Source organism: Mesorhizobium sp. M0119 (genome assembly GCF_040322615.1).
In the GTDB taxonomy this organism is placed as follows: domain Bacteria; phylum Pseudomonadota; class Alphaproteobacteria; order Rhizobiales; family Rhizobiaceae; genus Mesorhizobium.
This window is the reverse complement of sequence record NZ_JAMYTU010000009.1, coordinates 76,415-99,779: the sequence shown is the minus strand read 5'-3', so window position 1 is coordinate 99,779 and position 23,365 is coordinate 76,415. Positions and strand designations below refer to the sequence as shown.

Annotated in this window: 28 protein-coding genes and 1 tRNA gene; 10 read left to right on the top strand and 19 right to left on the bottom strand. The window is 61.7% G+C overall.

Features of this window, described 5'->3' with window-relative positions; all coding sequences use genetic code 11:
• Positions 1–46: 46 nt before the first annotated feature.
• The 8 genes from NKJ40_RS11645 to NKJ40_RS11610 form a co-directional block, all read right to left on the bottom strand.
• Complete coding sequence (locus NKJ40_RS11645; protein WP_352466222.1) at positions 47–874, bottom strand: ABC transporter permease; 828 nt, start codon at positions 872–874, stop codon at positions 47–49.
• Positions 871–1,584, bottom strand: coding sequence for an ABC transporter permease (locus tag NKJ40_RS11640; protein WP_352466221.1), 714 nt, complete (start codon positions 1,582–1,584; stop codon positions 871–873). The genes NKJ40_RS11645 and NKJ40_RS11640 overlap by 4 nt, the downstream gene beginning before the upstream one ends.
• Positions 1,585–1,702: 118 nt before the next feature.
• Complete coding sequence (locus NKJ40_RS11635; RefSeq protein WP_292653573.1) at positions 1,703–2,485, bottom strand: ABC transporter substrate-binding protein; 783 nt, start codon at positions 2,483–2,485, stop codon at positions 1,703–1,705.
• Between the two features lie 213 nt (positions 2,486–2,698).
• Complete coding sequence (mobB, locus tag NKJ40_RS11630) at positions 2,699–3,208, bottom strand: molybdopterin-guanine dinucleotide biosynthesis protein B (protein WP_352466220.1); 510 nt, start codon at positions 3,206–3,208, stop codon at positions 2,699–2,701.
• Positions 3,205–3,834, bottom strand: a complete 630-nt coding sequence (gene mobA, locus NKJ40_RS11625) for a molybdenum cofactor guanylyltransferase MobA (protein WP_292653575.1) — start codon at positions 3,832–3,834, stop codon at positions 3,205–3,207. The genes mobB and mobA overlap by 4 nt, the downstream gene beginning before the upstream one ends.
• 66 nt (positions 3,835–3,900) lie before the next feature.
• Positions 3,901–4,821, bottom strand: a complete 921-nt coding sequence (locus NKJ40_RS11620; protein WP_352466219.1) for a DMT family transporter — start codon at positions 4,819–4,821, stop codon at positions 3,901–3,903.
• A 122-nt stretch (positions 4,822–4,943) separates the two neighbouring features.
• Complete coding sequence (locus NKJ40_RS11615; RefSeq protein ID WP_292653577.1) at positions 4,944–5,300, bottom strand: hypothetical protein; 357 nt, start codon at positions 5,298–5,300, stop codon at positions 4,944–4,946.
• A gap of 191 nt (positions 5,301–5,491) precedes the next feature.
• Positions 5,492–5,725, bottom strand: a complete 234-nt coding sequence (locus NKJ40_RS11610) for a hypothetical protein (RefSeq protein WP_352466218.1) — start codon at positions 5,723–5,725, stop codon at positions 5,492–5,494.
• A 119-nt stretch (positions 5,726–5,844) separates the two neighbouring features.
• Here NKJ40_RS11610 and NKJ40_RS11605 point away from each other — a divergent pair, with 119 nt between their 5' ends.
• Positions 5,845–6,147, top strand: a complete 303-nt coding sequence (locus NKJ40_RS11605; RefSeq protein ID WP_352466217.1) for a hypothetical protein — start codon at positions 5,845–5,847, stop codon at positions 6,145–6,147.
• A 51-nt stretch (positions 6,148–6,198) separates the two neighbouring features.
• Here the strand turns inward: NKJ40_RS11605 and NKJ40_RS11600 are convergent, their stop codons facing one another.
• Positions 6,199–6,672 (bottom strand): hypothetical protein, encoded by a 474-nt coding sequence (locus tag NKJ40_RS11600; protein WP_352466216.1) that lies wholly within the window; start codon positions 6,670–6,672, stop codon positions 6,199–6,201.
• Positions 6,673–6,727: 55 nt separating this feature from the next.
• Complete coding sequence (gene moaA, locus NKJ40_RS11595) at positions 6,728–7,723, bottom strand: GTP 3',8-cyclase MoaA (RefSeq protein ID WP_352466215.1); 996 nt, start codon at positions 7,721–7,723, stop codon at positions 6,728–6,730.
• Between the two features lie 198 nt (positions 7,724–7,921).
• Between moaA and NKJ40_RS11590 the strand changes: the two genes are divergently transcribed.
• On the top strand, positions 7,922–8,275 hold the full coding sequence (locus tag NKJ40_RS11590) for a gamma-butyrobetaine hydroxylase family protein (protein ID WP_023717628.1): 354 nt from the start codon (positions 7,922–7,924) through the stop codon (positions 8,273–8,275).
• Positions 8,276–8,297: 22 nt separating this feature from the next.
• Here NKJ40_RS11590 and NKJ40_RS11585 read toward each other — a convergent pair whose 3' ends face one another.
• Positions 8,298–8,726 carry a nuclear transport factor 2 family protein gene (locus tag NKJ40_RS11585; RefSeq protein WP_352466214.1) on the bottom strand — a complete coding sequence of 143 codons (429 nt, stop codon included), beginning with the start codon at positions 8,724–8,726 and terminating at the stop codon, positions 8,298–8,300.
• A gap of 149 nt (positions 8,727–8,875) precedes the next feature.
• Between NKJ40_RS11585 and NKJ40_RS11580 the strand changes: the two genes are divergently transcribed.
• A complete protein-coding gene (locus NKJ40_RS11580) occupies positions 8,876–9,487 on the top strand; it encodes a pyridoxamine 5'-phosphate oxidase family protein (protein WP_352466213.1) in 612 nt (203 codons plus the stop codon).
• 37 nt (positions 9,488–9,524) lie between these two features.
• On the opposite strand, the gene NKJ40_RS11575 is transcribed toward NKJ40_RS11580, so the two are convergent.
• Positions 9,525–9,977 carry a MarR family winged helix-turn-helix transcriptional regulator gene (locus tag NKJ40_RS11575; protein WP_352466212.1) on the bottom strand — a complete coding sequence of 151 codons (453 nt, stop codon included), beginning with the start codon at positions 9,975–9,977 and terminating at the stop codon, positions 9,525–9,527.
• Positions 9,978–10,024: 47 nt separating this feature from the next.
• On the opposite strand from NKJ40_RS11575, the gene NKJ40_RS11570 reads away from it, so the two are divergent.
• Positions 10,025–10,930 carry an alpha/beta hydrolase gene (locus NKJ40_RS11570; protein ID WP_352466211.1) on the top strand — a complete coding sequence of 302 codons (906 nt, stop codon included), beginning with the start codon at positions 10,025–10,027 and terminating at the stop codon, positions 10,928–10,930.
• Between the two features lie 35 nt (positions 10,931–10,965).
• On the opposite strand, the gene NKJ40_RS11565 is transcribed toward NKJ40_RS11570, so the two are convergent.
• Positions 10,966–11,580, bottom strand: coding sequence for a TetR/AcrR family transcriptional regulator (locus NKJ40_RS11565; RefSeq protein WP_352466210.1), 615 nt, complete (start codon positions 11,578–11,580; stop codon positions 10,966–10,968).
• 98 nt (positions 11,581–11,678) lie between these two features.
• On the opposite strand from NKJ40_RS11565, the gene NKJ40_RS11560 reads away from it, so the two are divergent.
• A complete protein-coding gene (locus NKJ40_RS11560; RefSeq protein ID WP_352466209.1) occupies positions 11,679–12,425 on the top strand; it encodes a 3-oxoacyl-ACP reductase family protein in 747 nt (248 codons plus the stop codon).
• Between the two features lie 220 nt (positions 12,426–12,645).
• Complete coding sequence (locus tag NKJ40_RS11555; RefSeq protein WP_352466208.1) at positions 12,646–14,544, top strand: L,D-transpeptidase family protein; 1,899 nt, start codon at positions 12,646–12,648, stop codon at positions 14,542–14,544.
• A gap of 9 nt (positions 14,545–14,553) precedes the next feature.
• Here the strand turns inward: NKJ40_RS11555 and NKJ40_RS11550 are convergent, their stop codons facing one another.
• Positions 14,554–15,030: a hypothetical protein gene (locus NKJ40_RS11550; protein WP_292653588.1), complete on the bottom strand. Its 477-nt coding sequence runs from the start codon at positions 15,028–15,030 to the stop codon at positions 14,554–14,556.
• Between the two features lie 127 nt (positions 15,031–15,157).
• Positions 15,158–15,409, bottom strand: a complete 252-nt coding sequence (locus NKJ40_RS11545; RefSeq protein WP_292653589.1) for a PepSY domain-containing protein — start codon at positions 15,407–15,409, stop codon at positions 15,158–15,160.
• Positions 15,410–15,666: 257 nt separating this feature from the next.
• Between NKJ40_RS11545 and NKJ40_RS11540 the strand changes: the two genes are divergently transcribed.
• Positions 15,667–15,879 (top strand): hypothetical protein, encoded by a 213-nt coding sequence (locus tag NKJ40_RS11540; RefSeq protein ID WP_352466207.1) that lies wholly within the window; start codon positions 15,667–15,669, stop codon positions 15,877–15,879.
• Positions 15,880–15,918: 39 nt separating this feature from the next.
• Here NKJ40_RS11540 and NKJ40_RS11535 read toward each other — a convergent pair.
• Positions 15,919–15,993 (bottom strand) — tRNA-Val (locus tag NKJ40_RS11535).
• 101 nt (positions 15,994–16,094) lie between these two features.
• Positions 16,095–16,778, bottom strand: a complete 684-nt coding sequence (locus NKJ40_RS11530; protein ID WP_352466206.1) for a phosphoglycolate phosphatase — start codon at positions 16,776–16,778, stop codon at positions 16,095–16,097.
• Between the two features lie 144 nt (positions 16,779–16,922).
• Between NKJ40_RS11530 and rpiA the strand changes: the two genes are divergently transcribed.
• From rpiA to gor, 3 genes are all read left to right on the top strand, one after another.
• Complete coding sequence (rpiA, locus tag NKJ40_RS11525; protein ID WP_352466205.1) at positions 16,923–17,654, top strand: ribose-5-phosphate isomerase RpiA; 732 nt, start codon at positions 16,923–16,925, stop codon at positions 17,652–17,654.
• Positions 17,641–18,219, top strand: a complete 579-nt coding sequence (locus NKJ40_RS11520) for a DUF2059 domain-containing protein (protein ID WP_352466204.1) — start codon at positions 17,641–17,643, stop codon at positions 18,217–18,219. Before rpiA ends, NKJ40_RS11520 begins: the two co-directional genes overlap by 14 nt.
• Before the next feature lie 118 nt (positions 18,220–18,337).
• Positions 18,338–19,726 carry a glutathione-disulfide reductase gene (gor, locus tag NKJ40_RS11515; protein WP_352466203.1) on the top strand — a complete coding sequence of 463 codons (1,389 nt, stop codon included), beginning with the start codon at positions 18,338–18,340 and terminating at the stop codon, positions 19,724–19,726.
• 56 nt (positions 19,727–19,782) lie between these two features.
• Here the strand turns inward: gor and mgtE are convergent, their stop codons facing one another.
• Positions 19,783–21,147, bottom strand: a complete 1,365-nt coding sequence (gene mgtE / locus NKJ40_RS11510; RefSeq protein ID WP_352466202.1) for a magnesium transporter — start codon at positions 21,145–21,147, stop codon at positions 19,783–19,785.
• A 271-nt stretch (positions 21,148–21,418) separates the two neighbouring features.
• Positions 21,419–23,308: an ABC transporter ATP-binding protein/permease gene (locus NKJ40_RS11505; protein ID WP_352466201.1), complete on the bottom strand. Its 1,890-nt coding sequence runs from the start codon at positions 23,306–23,308 to the stop codon at positions 21,419–21,421.
• Positions 23,309–23,365: the final 57 nt, after the last annotated feature.

Genomic DNA, 23,365 nt, shown 5'->3' with positions numbered 1-23,365 from the left:
AGCCTGCTTTGCGGCCTTCTTACCGGATCAGGCAAGGCGATGGGAGTCAGCGGTGCAGATGGATGGTGATGCGCCGTTCGATCCATTCGACTGCGTGGCGCAACATCTCGACAATGATCAGGTAGACGATCGCCGCCCAGATAAAGGACTGGAAGTCGAAAGTGCGCGCATAGGTGAGCTTCGTCACGCCCATCAGATCGTAGACGGTGATGATGGCGACGATCGCCGAGCCCTTGATCATCAGGATGATCTCGTTGCCGTAGGGTCGCAGCGCGACTATCAGCGCCTGCGGCAGGACGATTTTCCACATCGTCTGCAGTTTGTGCAGGCCGAGCGAGGCGGCACCTTCCCACTGGCCTCTCGGCACGCTCTCGATCGCGCCACGCAAAATCTCGGCCTGGTACGCGGCCGTATTCAGTGAAAAGGCGAAGATCGCGCAGTTGAACGCCTCGCGGAAGAAGCCCCACAGGCCGACCATCTCGAGCTCCGGCCGGAAGGAGCCCAACCCGTAGTAGACCAGGAAGGTCTGCGCCAACAGCGGCGTGCCGCGAAAGAAATAGACATAGGCATAGGCGAACCCCGAAAGGATCGGGTTCTTCGACATGCGTGCATAGGCAATCGGCACTGACAGGATCGCACCAAGCACAATCGAGATGGCAACCAGCAACAGGGTGATGCCGAGGCCGGATATGTAACCGGGTGCATATTTCTGGAAGAACTCCGGGTTCCACGCAGCGACCAGGTAGACGACCATGCCAATGCCGAGAGCGATCCACAGGCCGACCAGGACATGGCCGAGGATGCGTTGGCGCGACCAGCCGCGTGCGGGCGGCGGCGGCCGGTCGACCTTCAGCGTATCGGTGGCCAGGCTCATCGCTTGACCTCTCTGCCGCCGACCGCTCGTTCGATCGCATTGATAGCGAAGGAGGAGACGATCGCCAGCAGGAGATAAATCAGGCTGGCAAAACCATAAAACAGGAAAGCATGCTTGGTGACGCGCGCGGCAACCCCACTCTGCCGGAGGATCTCGTTGAGTCCGACCGCCGATACGAGCGCAGTGTCCTTGAGCAAGATCAGCCAAAGATTGGCAAGTCCGGGCAATGCGATGCGGATCAACTGCGGCAACACGATCAGCCGCATCGTCTGGCCGCTGGACAGGCCAACCGAATAGCCTCCCTCATATTGTCCCTTTGGAATGGCGCGAAAGGCGGATAAAAACACCTCGCTGGAATAAGAGGAGAAAATGAAGCAGAGCGCGATCATGCCGGCGACGAAGCTGTTGACGTCGGCCGACGTGCCAGGGCTCACCAGCCGGACAATGTACTGCAAGATCAATGGGATGCCGAAGAAGATCAGAAACAGGGTGAGCAGCTCGGGTATTCCGCGAAAAATCGTGGTGTAGATGTTCCCGGCCAGTCTCAGCGACGGCTCTTCCGACTGTTTGGCCAGCGCCACGAAAAAGCCGAGCGTCAGCCCGAAAGGCAGCGTGGCCAGCGCAAGACATACCGTGACAAGCACACCCGCGGCGATGTCGTCGAGCCAGCCTTCGGGTCCCCAACTGAGAAGCGTCAGTGCGCTCTGCATCCGCCTGCCTGTTCTCCTTAAGGCTCTTTGAGGCCCGAACCGCGTCACCCCTCGTGCGCGGCATCCTTATAAGAACGGCGGGAATCTCCCGCCGTTCACGTCGTCCTATGTCGGTCGATCAGGACTCGCCGCCATAGACGTCGAATTTGAAGTACTTGTCGTTGATTTCCTTGTACTTTCCGTTCGCGCGGATGGCGTCGATCGCCGCATTGAACTGGTTGACCAGATCGGTCTCGCCCTTGCGCACGGCAATGCCGGCGCCCGGACCGTGGATTTCGATAACCGGCTGGATTGTGCCGACCAGCTTGCAGCAGGCGCCGTCCGGCGAATCCAGCCATTGCTGCAGCACGACGACGTCGTCATTGGCGGCATCGAGCCTGCCATTGGCCAGATCGAGCTGGTATTCCTGCGCGGTCGGATACGGCTTGACGGTGCTGTCGGTATAAGTCTTGGTCGAATAGTTGAAATGCGTGGTGGACGCCTGCACGCCGATCGTCTTGCCGGCCAAATCTTCCTTGGTGACACCCTTGATGTCAGTGTCCTTGGGCGCGGCGATTGCCGGCGGCGTGTTGTAGTATTTGTGGGTGAAGTCGACCTTCTCGGCACGCTCCGGCGTGATCGACATCGACGCGACGATGGCGTCGAACTTGCCGGCCTGGAGGGCTGGGATGATGCCGTCCCAGTCCTGCGCGACGAAGGTGCACTTCACCTTCATCTCGTCGCAGAGCGCCTTGGCGATGTCGATATCGAAACCCACAAGCTGGCCGTCGGCGGTCAGATTGTTGAACGGCGGATACGCTCCCTCGGTGCCGATCCTCAAGGTTTTTTCCTGGGCCTGGGCAACGCCAAGCGTCAGCAGCGCAGCCGAAGCGGCGAGCGCGATACGCAGTGCAATACGCATAATGGTCCTCTCTGTTGGTCCCGGCCGTCGTTCCCGAACGGCTCTGTGGGCGGTGCTTTTGACCGCCCGCTGGCGCGATACTCCCATTCTTTCCCAAGAAAAAGCAACTGCAAAACCGTCGCTTGAGGGAAGGTCATGTTCAGAAAGCGATGACGCTGGGTCAGACGCCTAAATTGGAAAGTAAGTGGGCGGAAACTGTCTTCTGCCGCATTTTCAGCGCGACAGGCCGCTGGCGCGCTCGATGAAGTCGGCTATCGAATTCGTGTCGTCGAGATCGAAGACCGGCAGGTCTTCGCCGGCAATGGGGAAGTCGGAGGCGATGGCGACAATGTGTGGATCGCCTGCCGAGAGTGGTGTCAGGTCCTTGGCCTCGAGCCGTCGCGTCTCGATTTTCTTGTGCGCCTCGCGTTTGTAACCCTCGACCAGCACGATATCGGAGGGTGCCAGCCGTGACAGGATCGCGTCCAGCGTCGGCTCGTCCTCGCCGCGCAATTCGTGCATCAGCGCCCAGCGCCTGCCCGACACGACCGCGACCTCCATTGCTCCCGCCTGCCGGTGGCGAAAGCTGTCCGCTCCGGGTTTGTCGATGTCGAAATCATGATGGGCGTGTTTTACCGTCGACACTTTCCAGCCGCGCCGGACGAGTTCGGCTACCAGCTTTTCGGTCAATGTCGTCTTGCCGGAGTTCTTCCAGCCGGTGATGCCGAAGATACGTCTTTTCATGGCCCGATGCTCTGCAACAGATGCGCGGCCTGGGCAAGGTCGTCGGGAGTGTTGATGTTGAAGAACGGATCGATCTCGGCCCCGCCGGATTTCAGGATGGGAAATTCCACCTCGACAAAACCGTGCCGGTCGATGAACGCCGCAACGCGCCGGTTGTCTTCCTCGACGAGAAATTGTCGCAAGGCCTGATCTAACCCTAGCGGCCAGAGTGCAAAGGTCGGATGCCGTTTGCCGCCGGAACAGGCGACCGCGATAGAGCCCGGGCGTGCATAGGCTGCCGCGAGCAGCCGCTCGACCATGTCCTTGGGCAGGAACGGCGTATCGCCGGCAGCCGTGACCAGCGCCTGGCAAGTCGTGTCGGAAGCCCATTCGAGGCCGGTCAGGATCCCGGCAAGCGGCCCGGCATAACCCTTGACGGTGTCGGCAAGCACCGGAAGCCCGGTCGCGGCAAACCGTGCTGGATCGCCATTGGCGCTAAGCGCAAGCGGCCCGACCTGCGGGCCAAGGCGCGAAACGATACGGTCGAGCAGGGTACCGTCGCCAAGCGCAAGCAGGGTCTTGTCGCCGCCGCCCATCCGGCTCGACCGGCCGCCGGCCAGAATGATCCCTGCGATATGTCGGCCCATCGTTTGCTGCCTAGACCCAATGACCAAAATCCAGTTTTCAAATCAGACGGTCGTCGACGGTCACGCCTATATGCCGTCCGGCGCCATGTCCGGTCCAGCGCTTTCGGCAGCTGTCTTTTGCCGGCCGACGATCCGTTCGCGGTAGAGTGCATAGAGGCCTGACGCGATGATGATCGAGGCACCGAGGATCATCGGCAGATCGGGGACATCGCCGAAGACTGTGAAGCCAAGCAGGATCGACCAGAGCAGGGCGGTGTAGCGGAACGGCGCGATGAAGGAGATATCGCCCACCCGCATGGCCGTGATGATGAACTGGTAGCCGATGAGCACAAGCACCGCCGCCAGCGCCAGGAACGCCGTGCTTTTTCCTGTCATCGGCGTCCAGCCGCCCATCGGCGAAAGCAGTGCCGCGCCCAGAACTGTCATGGCAAGTGCGGTGGCGGTCGACACCAGCAATGTCGGAATTGCCTGCGGTATCCGCTTGGTGGCGAGATCGCGCACCGCACAGCATGCAACGCTGGCCAGCGCCAGCAGAGAAAAGACGCTGAACCCTTCGAAGCCCGGCCGCACGATGATCAGCACGCCGGCAAAACCGACGGCAATAGCCAGCCAGCGCCGCCAGCCGACGCCCTCGTTGAACACAAGCGCGGCGCCCATCGTCACCGCCAGCGGCAGCGCCTGCAGCACGGCGGAGACATTGGCGATCGGAAGATGCGCCAGAGCAACCAGGAACGACACGGTGGCGCCGGCCTCGCCGGCGACGCGCAGCGCAACGGTCGGCTGCAGCATCGAACTTGGCCGGGCAAGCGCGCCGCGTTGCCACGCAAGCAGGCCAACGAAAAGCGAAGCGAAGGCGCCGCGGATCAGCATGACCTGCGCCATGTTCATCGATTCCGACGAGAATTTGGTGATAGCGTCGTTGAGGGTGAAACCAGCCATGGCCACCATCATGAACAACGCGCCGCGCAGATTTGGCGAAAGAGGCAAGGCGATTACCGGGTGAGTCCTGCAGCAAGCGTCTAGCAGGCACCCGCAAAACAGCAACGTCAAAGGGCTGGGCCACAGCCTTTCTGTGGCCCGTGACATCTGCCGCGCAAGAGCGGCAGGACTTATTTGGGCGTCAGTACCTCGGTGCCGTTGCCTTCCTTGCCGGCAATCGTCCACAGGCCATGCAGCGAGCCGTCTTCCTGCACTTTGTAGACGACAAGGCCAACCGCCTTGCCCATGACATAGCCGGCGGAGAAGGCATCGTCGTTGCGCATGCAGATACCGTCCGAGGACGAGCCACCTGTCTCCCAATGGATCGTGCAGGTCGTCTCGCTGGTCAGCGTGATCGTCGCGTCGCCACCATAGGACGACCCATCGAAGTTGGTGCCGGCCACGGCATAGGTGCCGCCGATCGACTGGGCCGCCGCGGGCAGGGCCGCGAGGTTGAGCAATGCAAGAGAAAGAATGAGTTTGCGCATATCGTATTCCCCCACTGGGCGAAGAACCGCTCCAGAGCAGAGGCTAGGCCCGAATGGGCTTGCGGTAAATCCGGTGACCGTTTGCGGACAAGACCTTTTCTGGGTGTGATCCCGAAAGGTGCCGTTCTAAAGGATGGGTTCGCAGGGCAAATCGATCACACAGCGGCTCGAGGAAAAACCTTTCGACGAGATCAAATTTGCTCGGCAAGATTCACCAAATTGGTCATTGTAGGCTTCTGATCTTGTCTGGGGAGGTGGTCCATGATGAATGCACGAGGCAATGCGGACAGGCTTGGCACAGGCAGCAGGCGGCACGTTTCGTCGGCTTTCCGGTTCTCTTCTGCACTGGCGGTTATCCTCATGGCGATAGCGCCTGCGTTCGCCGAGAACGACGCTTCGGCGTCGGCAGTCGAACGGATGTCCACGCCGGGTCACGAAGCGGATGAGCTCGCTCGCCGCGTCGGGAAATGGACCGTCGTCAACACGATCTGGCCAACGCCCGGCGCCCGGGTCGAAAATCCCAGACTTCCAGCGGATAGCCTATTTGAGCTATGACCGGGTGGAGGGCCGGTGGAAGTATGTTTCCATGGACACCCGTTTCCCGGCAGGGATCATGCCCGCCTGGAGTTTTGGTGGCGGAGAGGACGGCAAGATTTCGCTGCTGTTCGAGCCGCTTGGTTTCGTCGGGTTCGGCCCCGAGGTCGAAGGGCGGTTCACGGCCTCCGATTTCGTCATTTCCAAGGACGGCGACAATCACGAAGTGGCCGAGCAGCATTTCCTCCAGGCCAATGGCAGCGGCAAGAAATGGCTTGCCGTACGATACGACTACACGCGTCAACAACCGTGACTCGCTAGCAAAAACAATAGGCTGCGAATAAGTTCTGACGTCGCCTGATGCTCACGGTCCCCTGAGGCTGCCGGCGATGGCTCCGACGAGCGGATCGTATTTCGATTTCAGGGCTGGCGGGTAGTCGATCCAGACCGTGCGGATGACACCGTCTTTTCCGAACAGGCGGCGTTCGTAGAAGATGTTTCCGCCTTTGATGCCCGACAGCACCGCCCAGTCCTTGCCGGTCTTGCTGTAGGTGATCTTGTAGCCAGGTTCCTTGCTGGCCCTCTCGGCGGAGACGAAGGCTTTCGGGCTGTCATCATCGATATTGAGGATACCTGAACAGATCAGGCTGGCGCCATCGGCAGTGAGCCACTGCTGTCCATCGCCGTTATCCGGCTCAGGCTGGCGAAGAGTGAAGATTTCATCGGGAAAGGTGCAGACGGTGCCGAAGCGCTCGTTCGTATAGGTAAATGGCGCGGCAACTGCCGTGGTCCCCGCCATCACTCCGAAAAACGTCAGGACTGCAAGAAACCGCTGCACGCCTTGCCTCGCGCTGATACCAAGGCGATTGTTCTTGCACGAAATCGGCGAAAAATCAGCCGCCGGTGACGCTCATATGCCGCGACACCGACGGACGGTTGGTGCGGCGATCGATGATGAAGTCATGGCCTTTGGGCTTTCGGCCGATTGCTTCGTCGATGGCATCGGCGACCAGCTCATTGCCTTCCGACGCACGCAGCGGCGCGCGCAGGTCTGCGGCATCTTCCTGGCCGAGGCACATGTAAAGAGTGCCGGTGCAGGTCAGCCGGACCCGGTTGCAGCTTTCGCAGAAATTATGCGTCATCGGCGTGATGAAGCCCAGCCGCCCGCCGGTCTCGGCGACATGGACATAGCGGGCCGGGCCGCCGGTCTTGTAAGGGATGTCGCTTAGGGTGAACTGGCGCTCGAGTGCCGCGCGCAGCAGCGACAGCGGCAAATACTGGTCGGTGCGGTCGGCGTCGATCTCGCCCATCGGCATGGTTTCGATGACCGTCAGATCCATACCGCGACCATGCGCCCAGCGCAGCATTTCCGGCAATTCGGCATCATTGAAGTCCTTCAAGGCCACCGAATTGAGTTTTACCTTCAGCCCCGCCGCCTGCGCGGCGTCGATGCCTTCCATAACCTTGTCCAGATTGCCCCAGCGGGTGATCTGGCGGAATTTGTCGGCATCCAGCGTATCCAGCGAGACGTTAATGCGCTTGACGCCGCAGTCGGCGAGCTCGGCGGCAAAGCGGGAAAGCTGCGATCCGTTGGTGGTCAGCGTCAGCTCTTCCAGCGCACCGCTCTCGAGATGCCGCGAAAGCTGGCGTACCAGGTGCATGATGTTCTTGCGCACCAGCGGTTCACCGCCGGTGAGGCGGAGCTTGCGCACGCCCTTTTCGATAAAGACCGTGCAGAGCCGGTCGAGTTCTTCCAGCGACAGCAGGTCCTTCTTGGGCAGGAACGTCATGTCCTCGGCCATGCAATAGGTGCAGCGGAAATCGCAGCGGTCGGTGACCGACACGCGCAGGTAGGTGATCGTGCGACCGAAAGGATCGATCATATCCATGCTTATGCGCTTCCCGTGGCCGTGAACGGCTTCGTTATATATGGCTATGTGATACGAGCCAACTTGCCATTCAAGATAGAAGCTCGCGATCTTCGGTAACATTCCGGCGCCGACAGATCATGTCGGAAGTTTCGATGCGGCCTTTTCCCTCGACAGGAAGCGGCGTAGGGAAGGGTGGTTCTCCGCAGGATCCACCACATGACAGCGCCGAAGGAACTCAGGGTCTCGAAGGATCGCAAGCTGCTTTCCGTGACCTTTCCGGGCCATCAGCCGTTCGAATTGCCGGCCGAGTTGCTGCGCGTCGCCTCGCCGTCGGCCGAGGTGCAGGGCCATTCGCCCGAACAGCGCGTCACCGTTCCCGGCAAGCGCAATGTAGCGATCCTTAAGATCGAGCCGGTCGGCAACTATGCCGTGCGCATCACCTTCGACGATTTCCACGACACCGGCATCTTCACCTGGAATTACCTGCATACGCTGGGTCATGAGAAGGATGCGCGCTGGGCCGCCTATCTCGCCGAGCTGGAAGAGAAGGGGCTAAGCCGCGATCGTTGAATGATTCCCGCGGACGCTCCGGTCAACGCAGGATCGCCAGTATCTCGCTGGTGTCGTGATAAAACGGCGTGCCTTCGATCAGCCGATCATCCTTGAAGCGCAAGACTTCGGCAAACGGCTGTTTGATGGTTGCACCATTGGCCCGCGATGTCAGCGAAAGCGAGCAGCTCATGAACACCGTATCATCGTTTTGGGCGACCTGAAGGTCCTCCACCGCCACGTCGCTCCAGATTTCCCGCATCTTGCGGAAAAGGGCGCCAACACCGTCGAGGCCGTTCCAGTCACCGGCATAGGGCAGGGAACGCGGCTCATGCACGACAATCTCGGCATGAAATGCGCTGGCAAGCATATCGAGGCTCTTCGACCCTGATTGCAGGAAACGCATTTCAACATTGAACATGTTTTCAATAAGTTCCATGGCGGTGCGTCGCCGGCCGAGCTGTTTATCCATTTTTGACCTCCGTATCTGTCAGCACGAAAGCGGTTTGCGCTTGTTCGCGGTCCCTCGACACCCGTTTCCTGATGAACGACAAACGGGCATCGTGTCGTGAAAACGTCATGCGTCTAGAATAGCGCCGGCAAAGGTTTGGAGACGAAAACATGTCCATGATCACCAGCGTCGAACAGCTCGAAGCTCTCTATGGCCTGCCCGGCGAGGCGTCGGTGGTCAAGGAACTCGACCAGCTGATTCCCGAATACGCAGCCTTCATCGAAGCTTCGCCGTTTGCTGCGCTCGCAACCTGCGGGCCTGAAGGGCTGGACTGCTCGCCGCGCGGCGATCTCGCCGGCTTCGTCCGCATCCACGATCCGAAAACGCTGATGATACCGGACCGGCGCGGCAACAACCGTGCCGATTCGCTGAGGAACATCCTTCGCGATCCGCGCGTCGCGCTTCTGTTTCTGGTGCCGGGCTCCGGCACGACGCTGCGCGTCAACGGCCGCGCCCACATCACCACCGACCCCGAGCTCTGCGTCTCGTTCACAGTCGAGGGCAAGCCGGCGCGCTCGGTGACGATCGTCGAGGTCGATGCGGTCTATTTCCAGTGCGCCCGCGCCATCCACCGGTCGGAACTGTGGAATCCGGCAAGGCATGTCGACCCGAGATCGCTGCCGACCCCCGGACAGATCCTGGAGATCACTAGCCGCAAGAACATCGACGGCGAGGTCTACGACCGGGAATGGCCGGAGCGCGCGAAAAAATCGATGTGGTGAAGAAATTTGGTGGTGAGGGAATTTGGTGGTGAAGCCGTCAGGCGGTCTTCAACACCTCGGCAACCTTGCGCATCTGTTCGCCGATCATGTCGCATTGTTCCGGCGTCGACTGGCTCATCGCCTTTTCGATCAGTGTCATGTGGACCTTCAGCGCCTGCATCAGCAGTGCCTCGCCGGCCTCGGTCAACGTCAGCCGCAGCACGCGCTTGTCCTTCTCGTCGCCCTCGCGGCGCAGCAGGCCGCGGGTCTCCAACTGCGGCAAAAGCATGGTGATGTTGGAGCGGCCGACCAGCAGGCGGCGAGCGAGGTCGTGCTGCGACATGCCGGGATGGCGGTAGAGGTTCATCAGCACGTCGAGCTGCGCCGGCTTCAGGTCGAGTGGCGCCAGCTTCACCGCCAGGGTGCGTTCCACCACGTGGCAGGCACGCGCCACCGCGACCCAGTTGCGAAAACGCGGGTTGTCCCAGGGCAGGTCTTGCTTAATGTTCATGTTTGAACTATTATGTTCATGCTTGAACCAATGAATGGATCGCCACTATGGCATCATTTGGACTGAAGGTCATCCGCGGCACGTTCGGCGTGGCCGAGCATGTGGCGCCGCGACTCACCGGGCGCGCCGCATTCGAGCTGTTCTGCCGCACGCCGCGCGAAAAGAGCTTGAGCGAAGGTGAGCGCCGCGCAATCGATCGCGCCGCCGATTTCATGACCGAAGCGCGCCATCACCGGCTAAAGACCAGAACCGGCTGCGTCATGGTGCATGAATTCCGGCCCGAGCCGGGCAGGGCGTCTGCCGGCACTGTGCTCGTCATCCATGGCTGGCGTTCGCGCACCGAATACATGCGCACGCTGATCAAAGCCTATCGCCATGAAGGCTACAAGGTGGTCTCGCTCGACCTGCCGGGCCACGGCCAGTCGCAGGGCCGCCGGCTTACCTTGGTCAGTGCAGTCGATGCGGCACGGGTTGCCGGCGAATGGTTCGGCCCGTTTGCCGCTATTATCGGCCATTCCTTTGGTGGTGCCGTCGCCGCCAATGCCGTCGCCGGTTCAATCAGAAATATCCCGCCGTTGGCGGCCGGGCGGCTGGTGCTTATCGCTGCGCCGAGCTCCCTGCCTGCGATCTTTGCCGATTTCAGCCGCATGCTAAATGTCGGCTCGCGCTCGCAGGTCGCCATGGCCGACCGGGTCGAGCGCATCGCCGGCCGGCCGTTGCGCGAGTTCACCGGCGACCGCCAACTGGCAAGCACGCCGCTGCCGACGCTGGTGATCCACGCGCCGGACGACCGCGAAGTGTCCGCCGATCATGCAAGGCTCTATGCGCGCGCCGGAGACCATGTGCGGCTGTACTGGGCCGACGGGCTCGGCCACCGCCGCATTCTCGCCGACAAGGGTGTGGCGGAGCGTGCCGTTGGCTTCGTCGCGGGCAGGCTGGAGCCGTCTCTGTAGTGATCTGAATGTCTGTTCTTGTCTGCCGGGGATCGTCACGCCGCCCCGGTGCCGGCCATCGCTATCCAAGCCGCCATTGCCCCGGCCACCGTCTCCAGAAGAGCCGAGCGCGACGCGCCGTCGCGCGCCTGGATCGACATGCCGTGCTGCACGGTCGCATAGAAGGTCGCGGCCGTGCCGCAGTCGAAATCGGCCGGCAACTCCCCCTCGGCCACGCCACGCTCGAGCCGTCTCAGCAAGGCTTCGCGGTTTTCGGCGCGGCGACGGCGAAGATCATCGCAGATGGCACCACAGCTTGAATCCTGGTGCAAAGCGCCGAGCGCGATCAGGCAGCCTTGCGGGCGACCGGTCTGCGAATACGCCTTGGCTGTCTGCCGCAGAAACCACTCGATCGCCTGGCGCGCAGTCGGCGCCTTTTCCAGCGCGGACCAGATCTCGGTTCCCTCGACCCGCGTGTAAAGCTCGGTTGCCTCGAGAAACAGCGCTTCCTTGCTGCCGAAGGCGGCATAGAGGCTGGGTGAGTTGATGCCCATTGCAGCGGTCAGGTCGCTTATCGACGCGCCCTCATAACCCTTGGCCCAAAACACTTCCATTGCGCGCCGCAACGCGGCGGCTCGATCGAAGGTGCGGGGGCGGCCTCGTTCCGGCATGGCATCCTTTCTGTATTGATCGATACATAATTCAGTTGACGTGGTTCAGCAAGGCTGGCAGATATTTATGTATCAATCACTACAAAATGGAGAAGCAGATGTCATCCAGAAGCTTGAACGGCAAGGCCGCCCTCGTCACCGGCGGCAGCCGCGGCATTGGTGCGGCGATCGCAAGAAGGCTCGCGGCCGACGGCGCAGGCGTGGCGATCACCTATGTGAATGGCGAGGAAGGGGCGCGTGCGGTGGTCAGGGAAATCGAGGCGGCCGGCGGCAGGGCCTTTGCCATCAAAGCCGACAATCGCGATGCTGGGGCGATCGAGGCGGCAGTCGATGAGGCAGCAAAAGCCTTCGGACGGCTCGACATCCTTGTCAATAGCGCCGGCATCTGGCGCGCTGCGCCGATCGATGCCCTGTCGCTTGCCGACTTTGACGAGACGATGGAGGTCAACCTCAGAGCCCCGTTCGTCGCCGCCAAGGCGGCAGCAGCGCATATGGGCGAGGGTGGCCGGATCATCTCGATCGGCAGCAATCTGGCCGAGCGTGCCACCGACGCCGGCCTGAGCGCCTATTCGGCCAGCAAGGCTGCCTTGGTTGGCCTGACCAAGGCCTTTGCACGCGATCTCGGTCCGCGCGGCATCACCGCCAATGTCGTCCATCCGGGGTCGACCGATACCGACATGAATCCGGCAGCCGGCCCGCACGCCGAGCATCAGCGCCAGAAGATGGCGATGCCTCGCTTCGGCACGGCCGACGAGATCGCCGGCATGGTCGCCTGGCTTGCCGGTCCCGAAGGGCGCTTCGTGACAGGCGCGGCATTGACCATCGACGGCGGCGCCAACGCTTGAGGCTTGGCTCACGGGCACTACCATTGATCGGGGGCGATGGCGGAACCGCTTGACCCGTCACGATGTTGTGAAACCGTTCTGCAACAGACGTTCCGAAATTTATGGAAGCTTAACGAAATCAGTATGAATCAGTGTAGTCACGCCTTACATCCGCCATGCGGTGGGCGAGACCGTGAAAGCGGTGCGGAACGGGATCCGGTTCAACCGGAGCGGGTGATCCATGAAACTCCTTGGAAACAAAGCAACCGTGCTGCCGTTTGCGGTGGCCGCGGCAATGCTGGCCTTCGGGGCGCCGAAGGCTGAAGCGCAAGGGTTCTTCGACATGCTTTTCGGCGGCGGCGTCAAACACGCACCGCCGAAAGGTAACTTTCCGCCGCCGCCGTCAAAATACAAGCCCAAGGCGCCGGCCGCTTCCGGTGGTGGGGGCGGTGGTGGTGCGCAAATCAGCAGCCCATCCTATTATACCTACAAGAGCGATCCGCTGGTGCGCGTCGATTTTTCGGCACTGTCGGCAGCGCCTGAACCGGCAACGCCTCAGGATGCTGCGTTCGAGCCGGCGGCCACCGGGGCTGCATTCCGCGAAGCCATTGCCGGCCTCGACGGCTATGACCTCTACGCCGAGAAGGACATCGCCAAGGCGCTGATCGCCTATTACTCGGCCAATCCAGATTTCATCTGGGTGACGGGAACCAGTCCCAGCAGCCGCGCCCAGGATGCCGTGCGGGTGCTGGGCGAGGCCGCGAGCTACGGCCTGACGCCCGCCGACTACACCGTCGAAGTTCCGGCAGCAGGCGAATCGGCGGGCAATGCCGATGAACGCCTGAAAGAGCTGGTCCGCTTCGAGATGGCGCTATCGGCGCGTGTCCTGCGCTACGCCCGTGACGCACAAAGCGGCCGCGTCGATCCCAACCGCATGACCGGCTACTACGATTTTCCGCCGAAGCCGCTCGACATGGAAGGCGTGCTGAAGACGCTGGCCCATACCCAGCAAGTGCGCACTTATATCGAATCGCGGCATCCACAGAATTCCGAGTATCAGGCGCTGCGCGTTGAACTGGAAGCGCTCCAGGCCAGCGCCGAAGACGAAATCACCATCGATCCCAATCTGCTGTTGAAGCCGGGGCAGACCAGCCCCGAGCTGCCGAAGCTGTTGACAAAGATCGCGCGCAATCTCGATGACGAGATGGGCGGCGCCTATGGCGAGGTCCTGGCGAGGCTCGCCACCAGCCAGGTCTACGATCCGGAGCTGGTGCCGGTGATCAAGGCGGTGCAGAAACGGGCCGGCATGAAAGGCGACGGCGTCATCGGCCCGCGTACCGTCGCATCGTTGACCGGAACGTCCAAGGCCGACAAAATTCAGAAGGTTCGGGTTGCGCTCGAAGAGTTGCGCTGGCTGCCTTCCGACCTCGGTAGCCCGCGCGTCTTCATCAACCAGCCAGCTTTCACCGCGAGCTATATCGACAATGGCGAGGAGAAGCTGAAGACCCGCGCCGTCGTTGGCCGGCCCACCAACCAGACTGCTTTCTTCTATGACCAGATCGAGCAGGTCGACTTCCATCCCTATTGGGGCGTGCCGCAGTCGATCCTGGTCAACGAGATGCTGCCGCGGCTGCGCCGGGATCCGGGCTATCTCGATCGCGCCGGCTATGAGGTGGTCAATGCGCATGGCAAGCGCATTCCCTCCTCCTCGGTCGATTGGGGTGCCTACGGGGCAAAGATACCTTACGGCGTGCGCCAGCTGCCGAGCGAGGCCAATGCCCTGGGCGAGCTGAAGATACTGTTCCCCAACAAGCATGCAATCTACATGCACGATACGCCGCAGAAGTCGTTTTTCCAGCGCGACATGCGCGCGCTCAGCCATGGCTGCGTGCGCTTGCAGGATCCGCGCGGCATGGCGGCTGCCGTGCTCGGCACCTCGGTCGACTATATCGAGGACAGACTGAAACACGGACATTCGACCGAAGATGTGACACGCAAGATCCCGGTCTACGTCGCCTATTTCACCGCATGGCCGGACCTGTCCGGCACCGTCGAATATTTCAACGATGTCTACGGCCGTGACATACGCCTGCAGCAGGCGCTCGACAGCACCGAAGCGGTGCGTTCGCCGGCTAGCTGAGATACGGTTCTAGCGCTGAAACAGCGGACGCCGGAAGCCGGCGTCGCGCCCGGCGATCAGCCAATAGACCAGGCCGGCAACAATGCCTGCCGCGGCAATGATACCGATATCGGCCCAACGCTCCGGGTTCGTGTCGTCTGGTACACTGGGCCAGATCAAGGCGAAGCCGCCAACCGCGGCCGCGGCGCCGAAGATCATATGCAGCCAAAAACTGCGCAGCGAGAAAAACTCGGCAATCAGTGCGAAGATCAGTGTCTGCAGGGCGGTCAGCACGATCGTCAGAAAATAGATGAACATGCCGAGCGGCGGCACCAGAAGCACCGCGACGGGTGTGACACCCATGACGTCGAAATAGTTCGGTGCATTTGGCAGCGAGCTCAGCCCGCCATAGATCGCCGCCACCGCGATCAAGCCCACCAATACCGCAACGAAATAACCGGCGAGCATCATCAGAACGCGCTTCAATACGTGCTTCGCCGTCGCCATGCCCACCCCCGCGCGCAATGATAGCACCCAGTCAGCCATCAAAGTCATATCTACGCAAGGGTGTGCCGAAGGCCGGGGGCCTTCGAGGCGCGCCACTCTTTAGAATTTGGACCGTTGGCGGACAGCTTCATTTCGGCGCGGTTGTCACCGGATCATAGGTGATTTCGACTTTGGCCTTGTCGTTCGTGTAATAAATGACGGTGTAGGCGCCGCTGTCCCAATCGATTTCCTTGATGTAGCGGAAGTCGTCGCGCTGCTCGACTTTAGCAATGATTTCCGACAGCTTCTTGGCATTCTGCGGCGGCACCGGATTTTCGTCCGCGGCAAAGGCCGATCCGCCGACAAGCAGCACGGCGGCCGCCAAAACAAGTCTGGACATGGCTTTCCCTCACGTCTCGATCAGTAGAAACTCGTTTCCATGCAGGTTTGTTCCGGGATCGCGGAGCGTTGCGCTACAGGGAGACGTCGTCCGTACCTGATTTATGGCCGCCGAAAGAACACGGCGACTGCTTAAAATCATGATGCGTCGTCTCAACATCGCGGCCACAATAATGCCGGTGGTCATTCGGGGTCTACATGCAAACGCGTCATGCCATCATATTTGTACTTTTCACACTTTCCATCCTGGCCATTTCGATGCCTGTGCAGAAAGCCGCAGCGCTGGAACCTGAGCGCTATACAGTCTATTGCGCCGACGACCGTATCGAGGTTTCGTTCTGGGATATCGAGCAGATGAAGGTGCGGGCCGGCTCCAACGTTTGCCAGTTCCAGAGCTATACGAGCTACAGCAGCGCTTTGAATTTCGCCCAAAAGAATTTTGGCGGCGAGGGGGCTACCTGCAGCTGCTAGCCGCTCTGGCTTGGCTTGAATTTGATTCAGGAAAGCAGATGGTGGGCGATGCAGGGATTGAACCTGCGACCCCACCCGTGTGAAGGGTGTGCTCTCCCGCTGAGCTAATCGCCCGCTCGTTGCCCGAAGGCCAAGCGCGCCGCGATATAAGGGAGGCCGGCCTGCGAAGTCAACCACTTGTCGGTCGGCATCTGCGGTCCGCCTGATGCCGGGCTTCAGCCTTCTGCCGCGGCCATCAGTCCTTGGACCAGATCAAGCGTCAGCGAATCGAAATGCGAGATCACCGCCGACGGTTCGAACTCTCGCACGTGACGGTCGGTGTAGCCGAAATCGACTGCCACCACCGGAATCCCGGCGGCCTTTGCCGTGTCGATGTCGGTCTGCGAATCACCGACCATCAGTGCACGGTGCGGGTCGCCGCCGGCGCGCGCGATGGTCTGCGTGAGATGGCGCGGGTCTGGCTTGCGGAACGGAAAGCTGTCCTGGCCGCAGATCGCCGCGAAATGCCTGGTCATGCCGAGCGCCTCAATCAATGCCACCGAATTGGCCTCATATTTATTGGTGCAGATGGCCAGCAGGTAACCGGCCGCTTCGAACCGTGCGATCGCTTCGGGGACGCCGGGGTAGGGGCGTGATTTGCCGGGGATGTTGATGGTGTAGTGGTCCAGGAACAGCTTTAGCAGGCGGTCGTGCTCCTCCACTGCCAGCGACCTATGCTGCGCTGCGTGAGCGCGCTCGATCATCACCCGGCCGCCATGGCCGACGAAGCGCTTGAAGCCGGCTTCGTCGACGGCCGCGAGCTGGCTGGCGGCAAGGCTGTGGTTGAGACTGTCGAGCAGGTCCGGCGCCGTGTCGATCAGCGTCCCGTCGAGGTCGAACACGATGATCGGTCGGGTCATGGCCTGTCCTGTGACGATTTGATTGCCGGCAGGCGATAACCGCTGCGGCCCGTTCAGGCAAGCCGGCTTATCCACCGCGGGCAAGGTCCTTTGACCAGCCCGGCAAAAATGCTACGAGCGCCGAAACAAATCTCGGGACCCGGCATGGATGCGAGGCAATTGAAGGTTGAGGCCGCGCGGGCAGCGCTTGCCCATGTCTCGGATGGCATGCGGCTCGGTATCGGCACCGGCACGACGGCGGACGAGTTCGTGCGGCTGCTCGCCGACAAGGTCGCCACCGGCCTGACTGTCATCGGCGTTCCGACCTCGGAGCGCACCGCCGTCCTTTGCAGCGAGCTTGGTGTGCCGCTGTCGACCCTCGAGGAAACGCCCGAGCTCGACCTCACCATCGACGGCGCCGACGAGATCGATCCGGCACTGACATTGGTCAAGGGCGGCGGCGGCGCGCTGCTGCGCGAAAAGATCGTCGCGGCGGCCTCCGCCCGCATGATCGTCATCGCCGACAGCTCCAAGATGGTCGAGATGATCGGCCGTTTTCCGCTGCCCATCGAAGTCAACCGGTTTGGCCTGCGCGCCACCGAAATTGCGGTCGGCGCGGCGGCTGCAAACCTTGGCCTTTCCGGCCCCGTTACATTGAGGATGACGGGGAGCCAGCCATTTGTTACAGACGGCGGCCATTTTATCCTCGATGCATCTTTTGGCCGCATTCCGGATACAAGAGCGCTTTCGAATGCTCTCCACGCCATTCCGGGCGTGGTCGAGCATGGTCTTTTCATCGGGCTGGCATCAACGGCCATCATAGCCGGCGGCGACGGCATCCAAACCGTCCATGCCGCCCGAAAATCAGGGAGTTTTACCGATCATGATGTTGCATAACCGGGTTGGCCGCTTTTTTGCCATTCTGGCGGCCTCGGCCGTTTTCGCGTTTTCGTCGCCTGCGTCTTCGCAGGACGTCACCGATGCGCATTTGAAGGCGGCGCGCGCCGCCGTCACGGCGATCCATGCGACGGATACGTTCGACAGCATCCTGCCGCAAGCGGCCGCGGCACTGGAGCAGCAGCTGATCCAGAAGAACCCGGACATGCAGGAACTGATCGCCAAGACGATCAACGAGAAGGCGATGGCCTTGGCATCGCGCCGCGCCGACCTGGAAAAGGAAGCGGCGCTCGCCTATGCAAAGGTGTTCTCGGAAAAGGAACTCAATGAAATTGCCGCCTTCTACAATTCCGATTCCGGCAAGAAGCTGCTCGACAACGGCCCGATCGTCACGCGCGAACTGGTGAAGGCTGCCGAGATCTGGCAGAACGGCCTGGCTCGCGATCTCGCCCAGCAGGTCGGAGAGACCCTGGGTGCAGCGGCGAATGCCAAGGCGCCGGCTGCACCTGCCGACGGTACCGCTCCGGCCGATGGCGCAGCTCCCGCGGACGCCACACCGAATTGATCGCCGACTTCCGAGGGGCCTGACCGCCACTGGACCAGAAAGCCCGGCAAGTCCGGGCTTTTCTTTTGATAGTCGGCAGCCTACCTGTCTCGGTGTTTGAGGGGCAAGGAGTTCAGCCATGGCCGGTTACGACTACGATCTTTTCGTCATCGGCGGCGGCTCCGGCGGGGTGAGGGCGGCGCGCGTCGCGGCCGCACTCGGCAAGCGTGTCGGCATTGCCGAGGAATACCGCTATGGCGGCACCTGCGTGATCCGCGGATGCGTGCCGAAGAAGCTATATGTCTACGCCTCGCAATTCCCCGAGCATTTCGCCGACGCCGCCGGCTATGGCTGGACGGTGCCTGAGGCGCGTTTCGACTGGCAAAAGCTGGTCGCCAACAAGGATCGGGAAATCAGCCGGCTGGAGGCCATCTACAAGAAGAACGTGCAGGGCGCCGGCGGCGAGGTCTTTCATTCGCGCGCCACCCTGGTCGATCGGCATGTGGTGCATCTTCTCGGTGAGGATCGCAGCGTTAGCGCCGACCAGATCCTGATCGCTACCGGCGGGCGCCCGGCGCCGCATCCGGCATTGCCCGGCCATGAGCACTGCATCTTTTCCAACGAGGCCTTCGATCTAAAGGAGTTGCCGAAGGCAATCATGATCGAGGGCGGCGGCTATATCGCCGTCGAATTCGCCAACATCTTTCATGGACTTGGCGTCGACACGACGCTGGTCTACCGCGGCAAGGAGATCCTCAGCCGTTTCGACATGGACCTCAGACGCATGCTGCACGACACGATGGAAAGGAAGGGGATAAAAATCCTCTGCCACGCCGTGTCCGAGTGGGTCAGGAAGCGGCCTGAGGGCCGGCTCGACGCGCTTGTCACCGGCGGCACCGTGCTGACGGTCGACCAGGTCATGCTCGCCATCGGCCGCATTCCCAATACCGAGAACATGGGCCTGGAGGGCATCGGCATCGAAATGACCAAGACCGGGGCAATCCACGTCGACGAATACTCCCGCACCAACATCGACAACATCTGGGCGATCGGTGACGTCACCCACCGCGTGCAATTGACGCCGGTGGCAATCCACGAGGCGATGTGCTTCGTCGAGACCGCCTTCAAGGACAACCCGACGGCGCCCGACCACGACACCATCGCTACCGCAGTCTTTTCGCAGCCCGAGATCGGCACGGTCGGCCTGTCGGAGGATGAGGCGGCAAAGCGCTTTTCGGACCTTGAAATCTACCGCGCCACCTTCCGGCCCATGCGGCACACACTTTCCGGCCGCGACGAAAAGATGCTGATGAAGCTGGTCGTCGACGGCGCCTCGAAAAGAGTCCTCGGCGCCCACATCCTCGGGCCGGATGCCGGCGAAATGGCGCAGCTTCTCGGCATACCGCTGAAGGCGGGGCTGACCAAGGATGATTTCGATCGCACCATGGCGGTGCATCCGACCGCGGCGGAAGAACTCGTCACCATGTACAAGCCGACTTACCGGGTGAGAGATGGTGAGCGCGTCTGACGCGACGAGAACCCATCGCGGCAACGAGATTGCCGCGATGGAGGTGCGTGAGTTTTTTACAGCAGCGTTCCGCGCAGGATCACCAGCGCAACCGAAAAATAAATCACCAGCCCGGTGACGTCGACCAGCGTGGCGACGAACGGAGCCGATGCGCTGGCCGGGTCGAAGCCGATGCGCTTCAGGGCGAACGGCAGCATCGATCCAGACAGCGAGCCGAAGGTGACGATGCCAACCAGCGTGGTGCCGATCGTCATTGCGATCAGCGGCCAATGGGGGCCGTAGTCGTAGAAGCCGAGATACTGCCAGAGCGCGATGCGGCAGACGCCGACCAGGCCCAGGATCGAGCCAAGCACCAGGCCGGTGGGCAGCTCGCGCAATGCCACCCGCCACCAGTCGCCGAGGCCGATTTCGCGCAGCGCCAGCGCCCGGATGACGAGCGAGGTCGCCTGCGAGCCGGAATTGCCGCCGGAGCTCATGATCAATGGAATGAACAGGGTCAGCACGATCGCCTTTTCCAGCTCGCCCTCGTAGCTCTGCATAGCGTTGGCGGTCAGCATCTCGCTGATAAACAGCGCGCACAGCCAGCCGGCGCGCTTCTGGATCATCGCCAGAAAACCCATCTTCATATAGGGCTCGTCGAGAGCTTCCATGCCGCCGAAACGATGCACGTCCTCGGTCGTTTCCGAGATCATCGTGTCGATGATGTCGTCGATGGTGACGATGCCGAGGAGCTTGCCGTTGTCCACGACCGGAACGGCGAGCAGATCATATTTCGAGATCAATTGAGCAACCTTTTCACTATCGGTCAGCGGTGAAACGGTGATAGGCGCACGATCCGGCGCTATTGCCATGATCAGCTCGTCGGGCTCGCCAGCGATCAGTCGACGCAGGCTGGTCGAGCGCAACAGGACATGCGTTTGTGGATCGACGATGTAGATCGCGTAGACGGTTTCGCGCGTCCGCTCCACCTTGCGGATATAATCCAGCGTGCGGGCCACGCTCCAGTCCGGCGGCACGCTGACATATTCGGTCGTCATGAGCGAGGCGGCGCTGCCCTCGGGATAGCCGAGAATGGCAAGCAGCGTCGCGCGCAGCGGTGGCGCTAGGCCACCAAGCAGTTCGGAACGAGCCGGCTCGTACAGATCGCGCAGTATGTCGGCGGCGCGGTCGACCGACATGGCGGCAAGCAGTCTGCCTGCCTTGATGCGGGGCAGCGCCTCGACCAGTTCGGATGCGCCGTTGAGCTTCGGCTGGTCGAAGATCTCGACCAGCCGCTCGAACGGCACTTCGCAAAGCAGCTCCGATGCCGTCTCACGGGGCTCCTGGTTCAAGGCCTCGACGATATCGGCGATGTGTTCGTTGGCAAGTACGCGGGCGATCGCGATAGCGTCGCCGCCCGCAACGGGGGAAAATTCGTTCATGGCTCACTCCTTGCCGTCCGGCAGGACGTGAGCCGGTCAGGTCACGTCAAGCGGACGGCGGTTGCGTTCGACTGTGACTGTCGCCAGGCATGGCGCGGTGACCTTTCTGCTCGCGGGTTCGGGTAGGGATCTCTGCGAGCCGGCGCAACTTAGGAGCGCGCCTTGCCGAGTCAATCGCGAGAGCGGGTTAAAACGGCGGCAGACCGATTGGATCGCGAGACTGTGATCGGGCTAGGTGGCAGGCCGGCCGGCAACGACAGTGGCGTCGCGGCTATCTCTGCTTCAGCCGGCGGGGAAAGCGCAGCCACTTGTCCTCGGCCGGCCGCGTCGGCTGCGTGAGGATGGTGGTGAGCTCGACTGGCAAGCTCGGAACCAGCGGCTTCTTGGTGGCGACGCCGTCGGCGATCGCAACCACGCTGTGGTAGAATTCGGTGCCCGCGAGCGATCTCGGCGGCGTCGCCTCATGCATGATCGAGATCACAGTTGCATCAGGGCAATTGTCCTTGATCGCCTGGTGGAAGGCGATCCGTCCATCGGGGTCGAGCGCGCCAGTGGCTTCATCGAGGAACAGCAATCCCGGCTGCTGCAGCACGATGCGGGCGACAACCAGCTTCTGTTTCTGCCCACCCGAGAGAACCTGATCCCAGATCTTTCCTTCACGGCTCTCATCGGCCAAATGCTCGATGAAATCGCCGAGGCCGGCCTTGTGCAGGGCGGATGCGACCTGCGCGTCGGCGTAATCGTGCTCGGAACCGGGCAGGCAGACCAGTTGCTTCAGTGAAACCTGCTGCAGCTTCACCTCCTGGGCGGCGTAGAAACTCCTGACCCCTTCCGGGAAGACAATCATACCGCGCCCGTAAGGCCACAGGCCGTTGATCGCCTTGATCAGCGAGGTCTTGCCGCAACCGGATTCGCCCTTGAGGAACGTCCATTCGCCACGCCGGAAGCGCAAATTCGCGGCACTCAGGAAGGGCGTTGCGTCCTCGCCCTGATGCGCCAGTTCGAGCTTCTGGATGGTCAGGCCGAAAACGGGGTTTTGGCGGTCGTAGCGAAAATCGGAACGGCCGGTCTGCTGATAGAATTCCTGCGGGTGCTGGACGTTTTCGATAGCGTTTGCGAGTTCGGTGACGCGCTGGCTGTTGGCGCGCAGCGCGGCGATGGCAGGCATGACGTGGATGAACCACGAGCATTGACTGATCAGCGAGTTGACCATCTCGGAGCCGGTTATGTAGCCCTTGAGATCGAAGCCGTTATGGATGAAGGGAACCAAGCCTGGCCCGTAGGCGACAATGCGGGCACCGATGAAATTGTAGATCAGCTCGAACGAATTGTAGCCTGTGTTGACGATGTTCAGCCGCGCCCAGGTGCGGTCGATGTCGACATAGCGCTGGGTGTGCACTGCCTTCTGCACGTTCTCGCCTTGCGATGCGGCGACATGAAAACTGCGGCGCAGGAACGTGATCAGCTCGCCGCGATAGCTGCCTTCGGCCTGCTGCATCCTGACATTGAGCCGTTCCAGCAGCCTGCCCAGCTTGACCGCGATCCAGGTGTTCAACGGCACGTAGGTGGCGACCGCCAGAAAGGCGAGGACGGCGCTGCCATAGCTGCCGAGGAACTCCAGCCCTTTGACCTCCGCCGAGTGTGCAAGCAGTTGCTGGCCAACGAAATACAATGAAGTAGCAACGGCCAGAACCCCCATCGCGAGGCCGATGGCGCCGCCCGTCATATCCTTGATCGATTCCTGGATGCGCTGATCGATATTGTCGGGAGCGGCGGCACCTGACGAGCCATGCTGAGCGTGGAAATGCGTGTGATTGGCGTCAAGCAGGGCTTCGTTGAACTGGCTGTCCAGCCAGCCGCGCCACTTGCGATGCAACGTTGCGGATACCAGGCTGCGGATACCGGTAAAACCCGCATCCTTGAGCAAGACCAGGAGGACAAGTATCCCGGCATTGGTCAGCAGTGTCTGAAGCGGGGTGGTGTTTGCGGCATCGTGGAAAAAGGCGATCGAGTTGACCAGCTCTCCGGATGCCACGGCAAACCAGACGCCTGACTTGCTGGAGAGCGCGGTGAGCAGGGCGATCACCAGTGTCAGCGTCCAGGCTTCCATCCAGCGGTCTGAGAACCAGTAGGCCCGCATCAGTCCCCAGAAGCTGCGCATCGACGATACGGGCGTCAGGGGCGACTGCCTTGCGGCACCGCGGAGCCATTTTTCCGA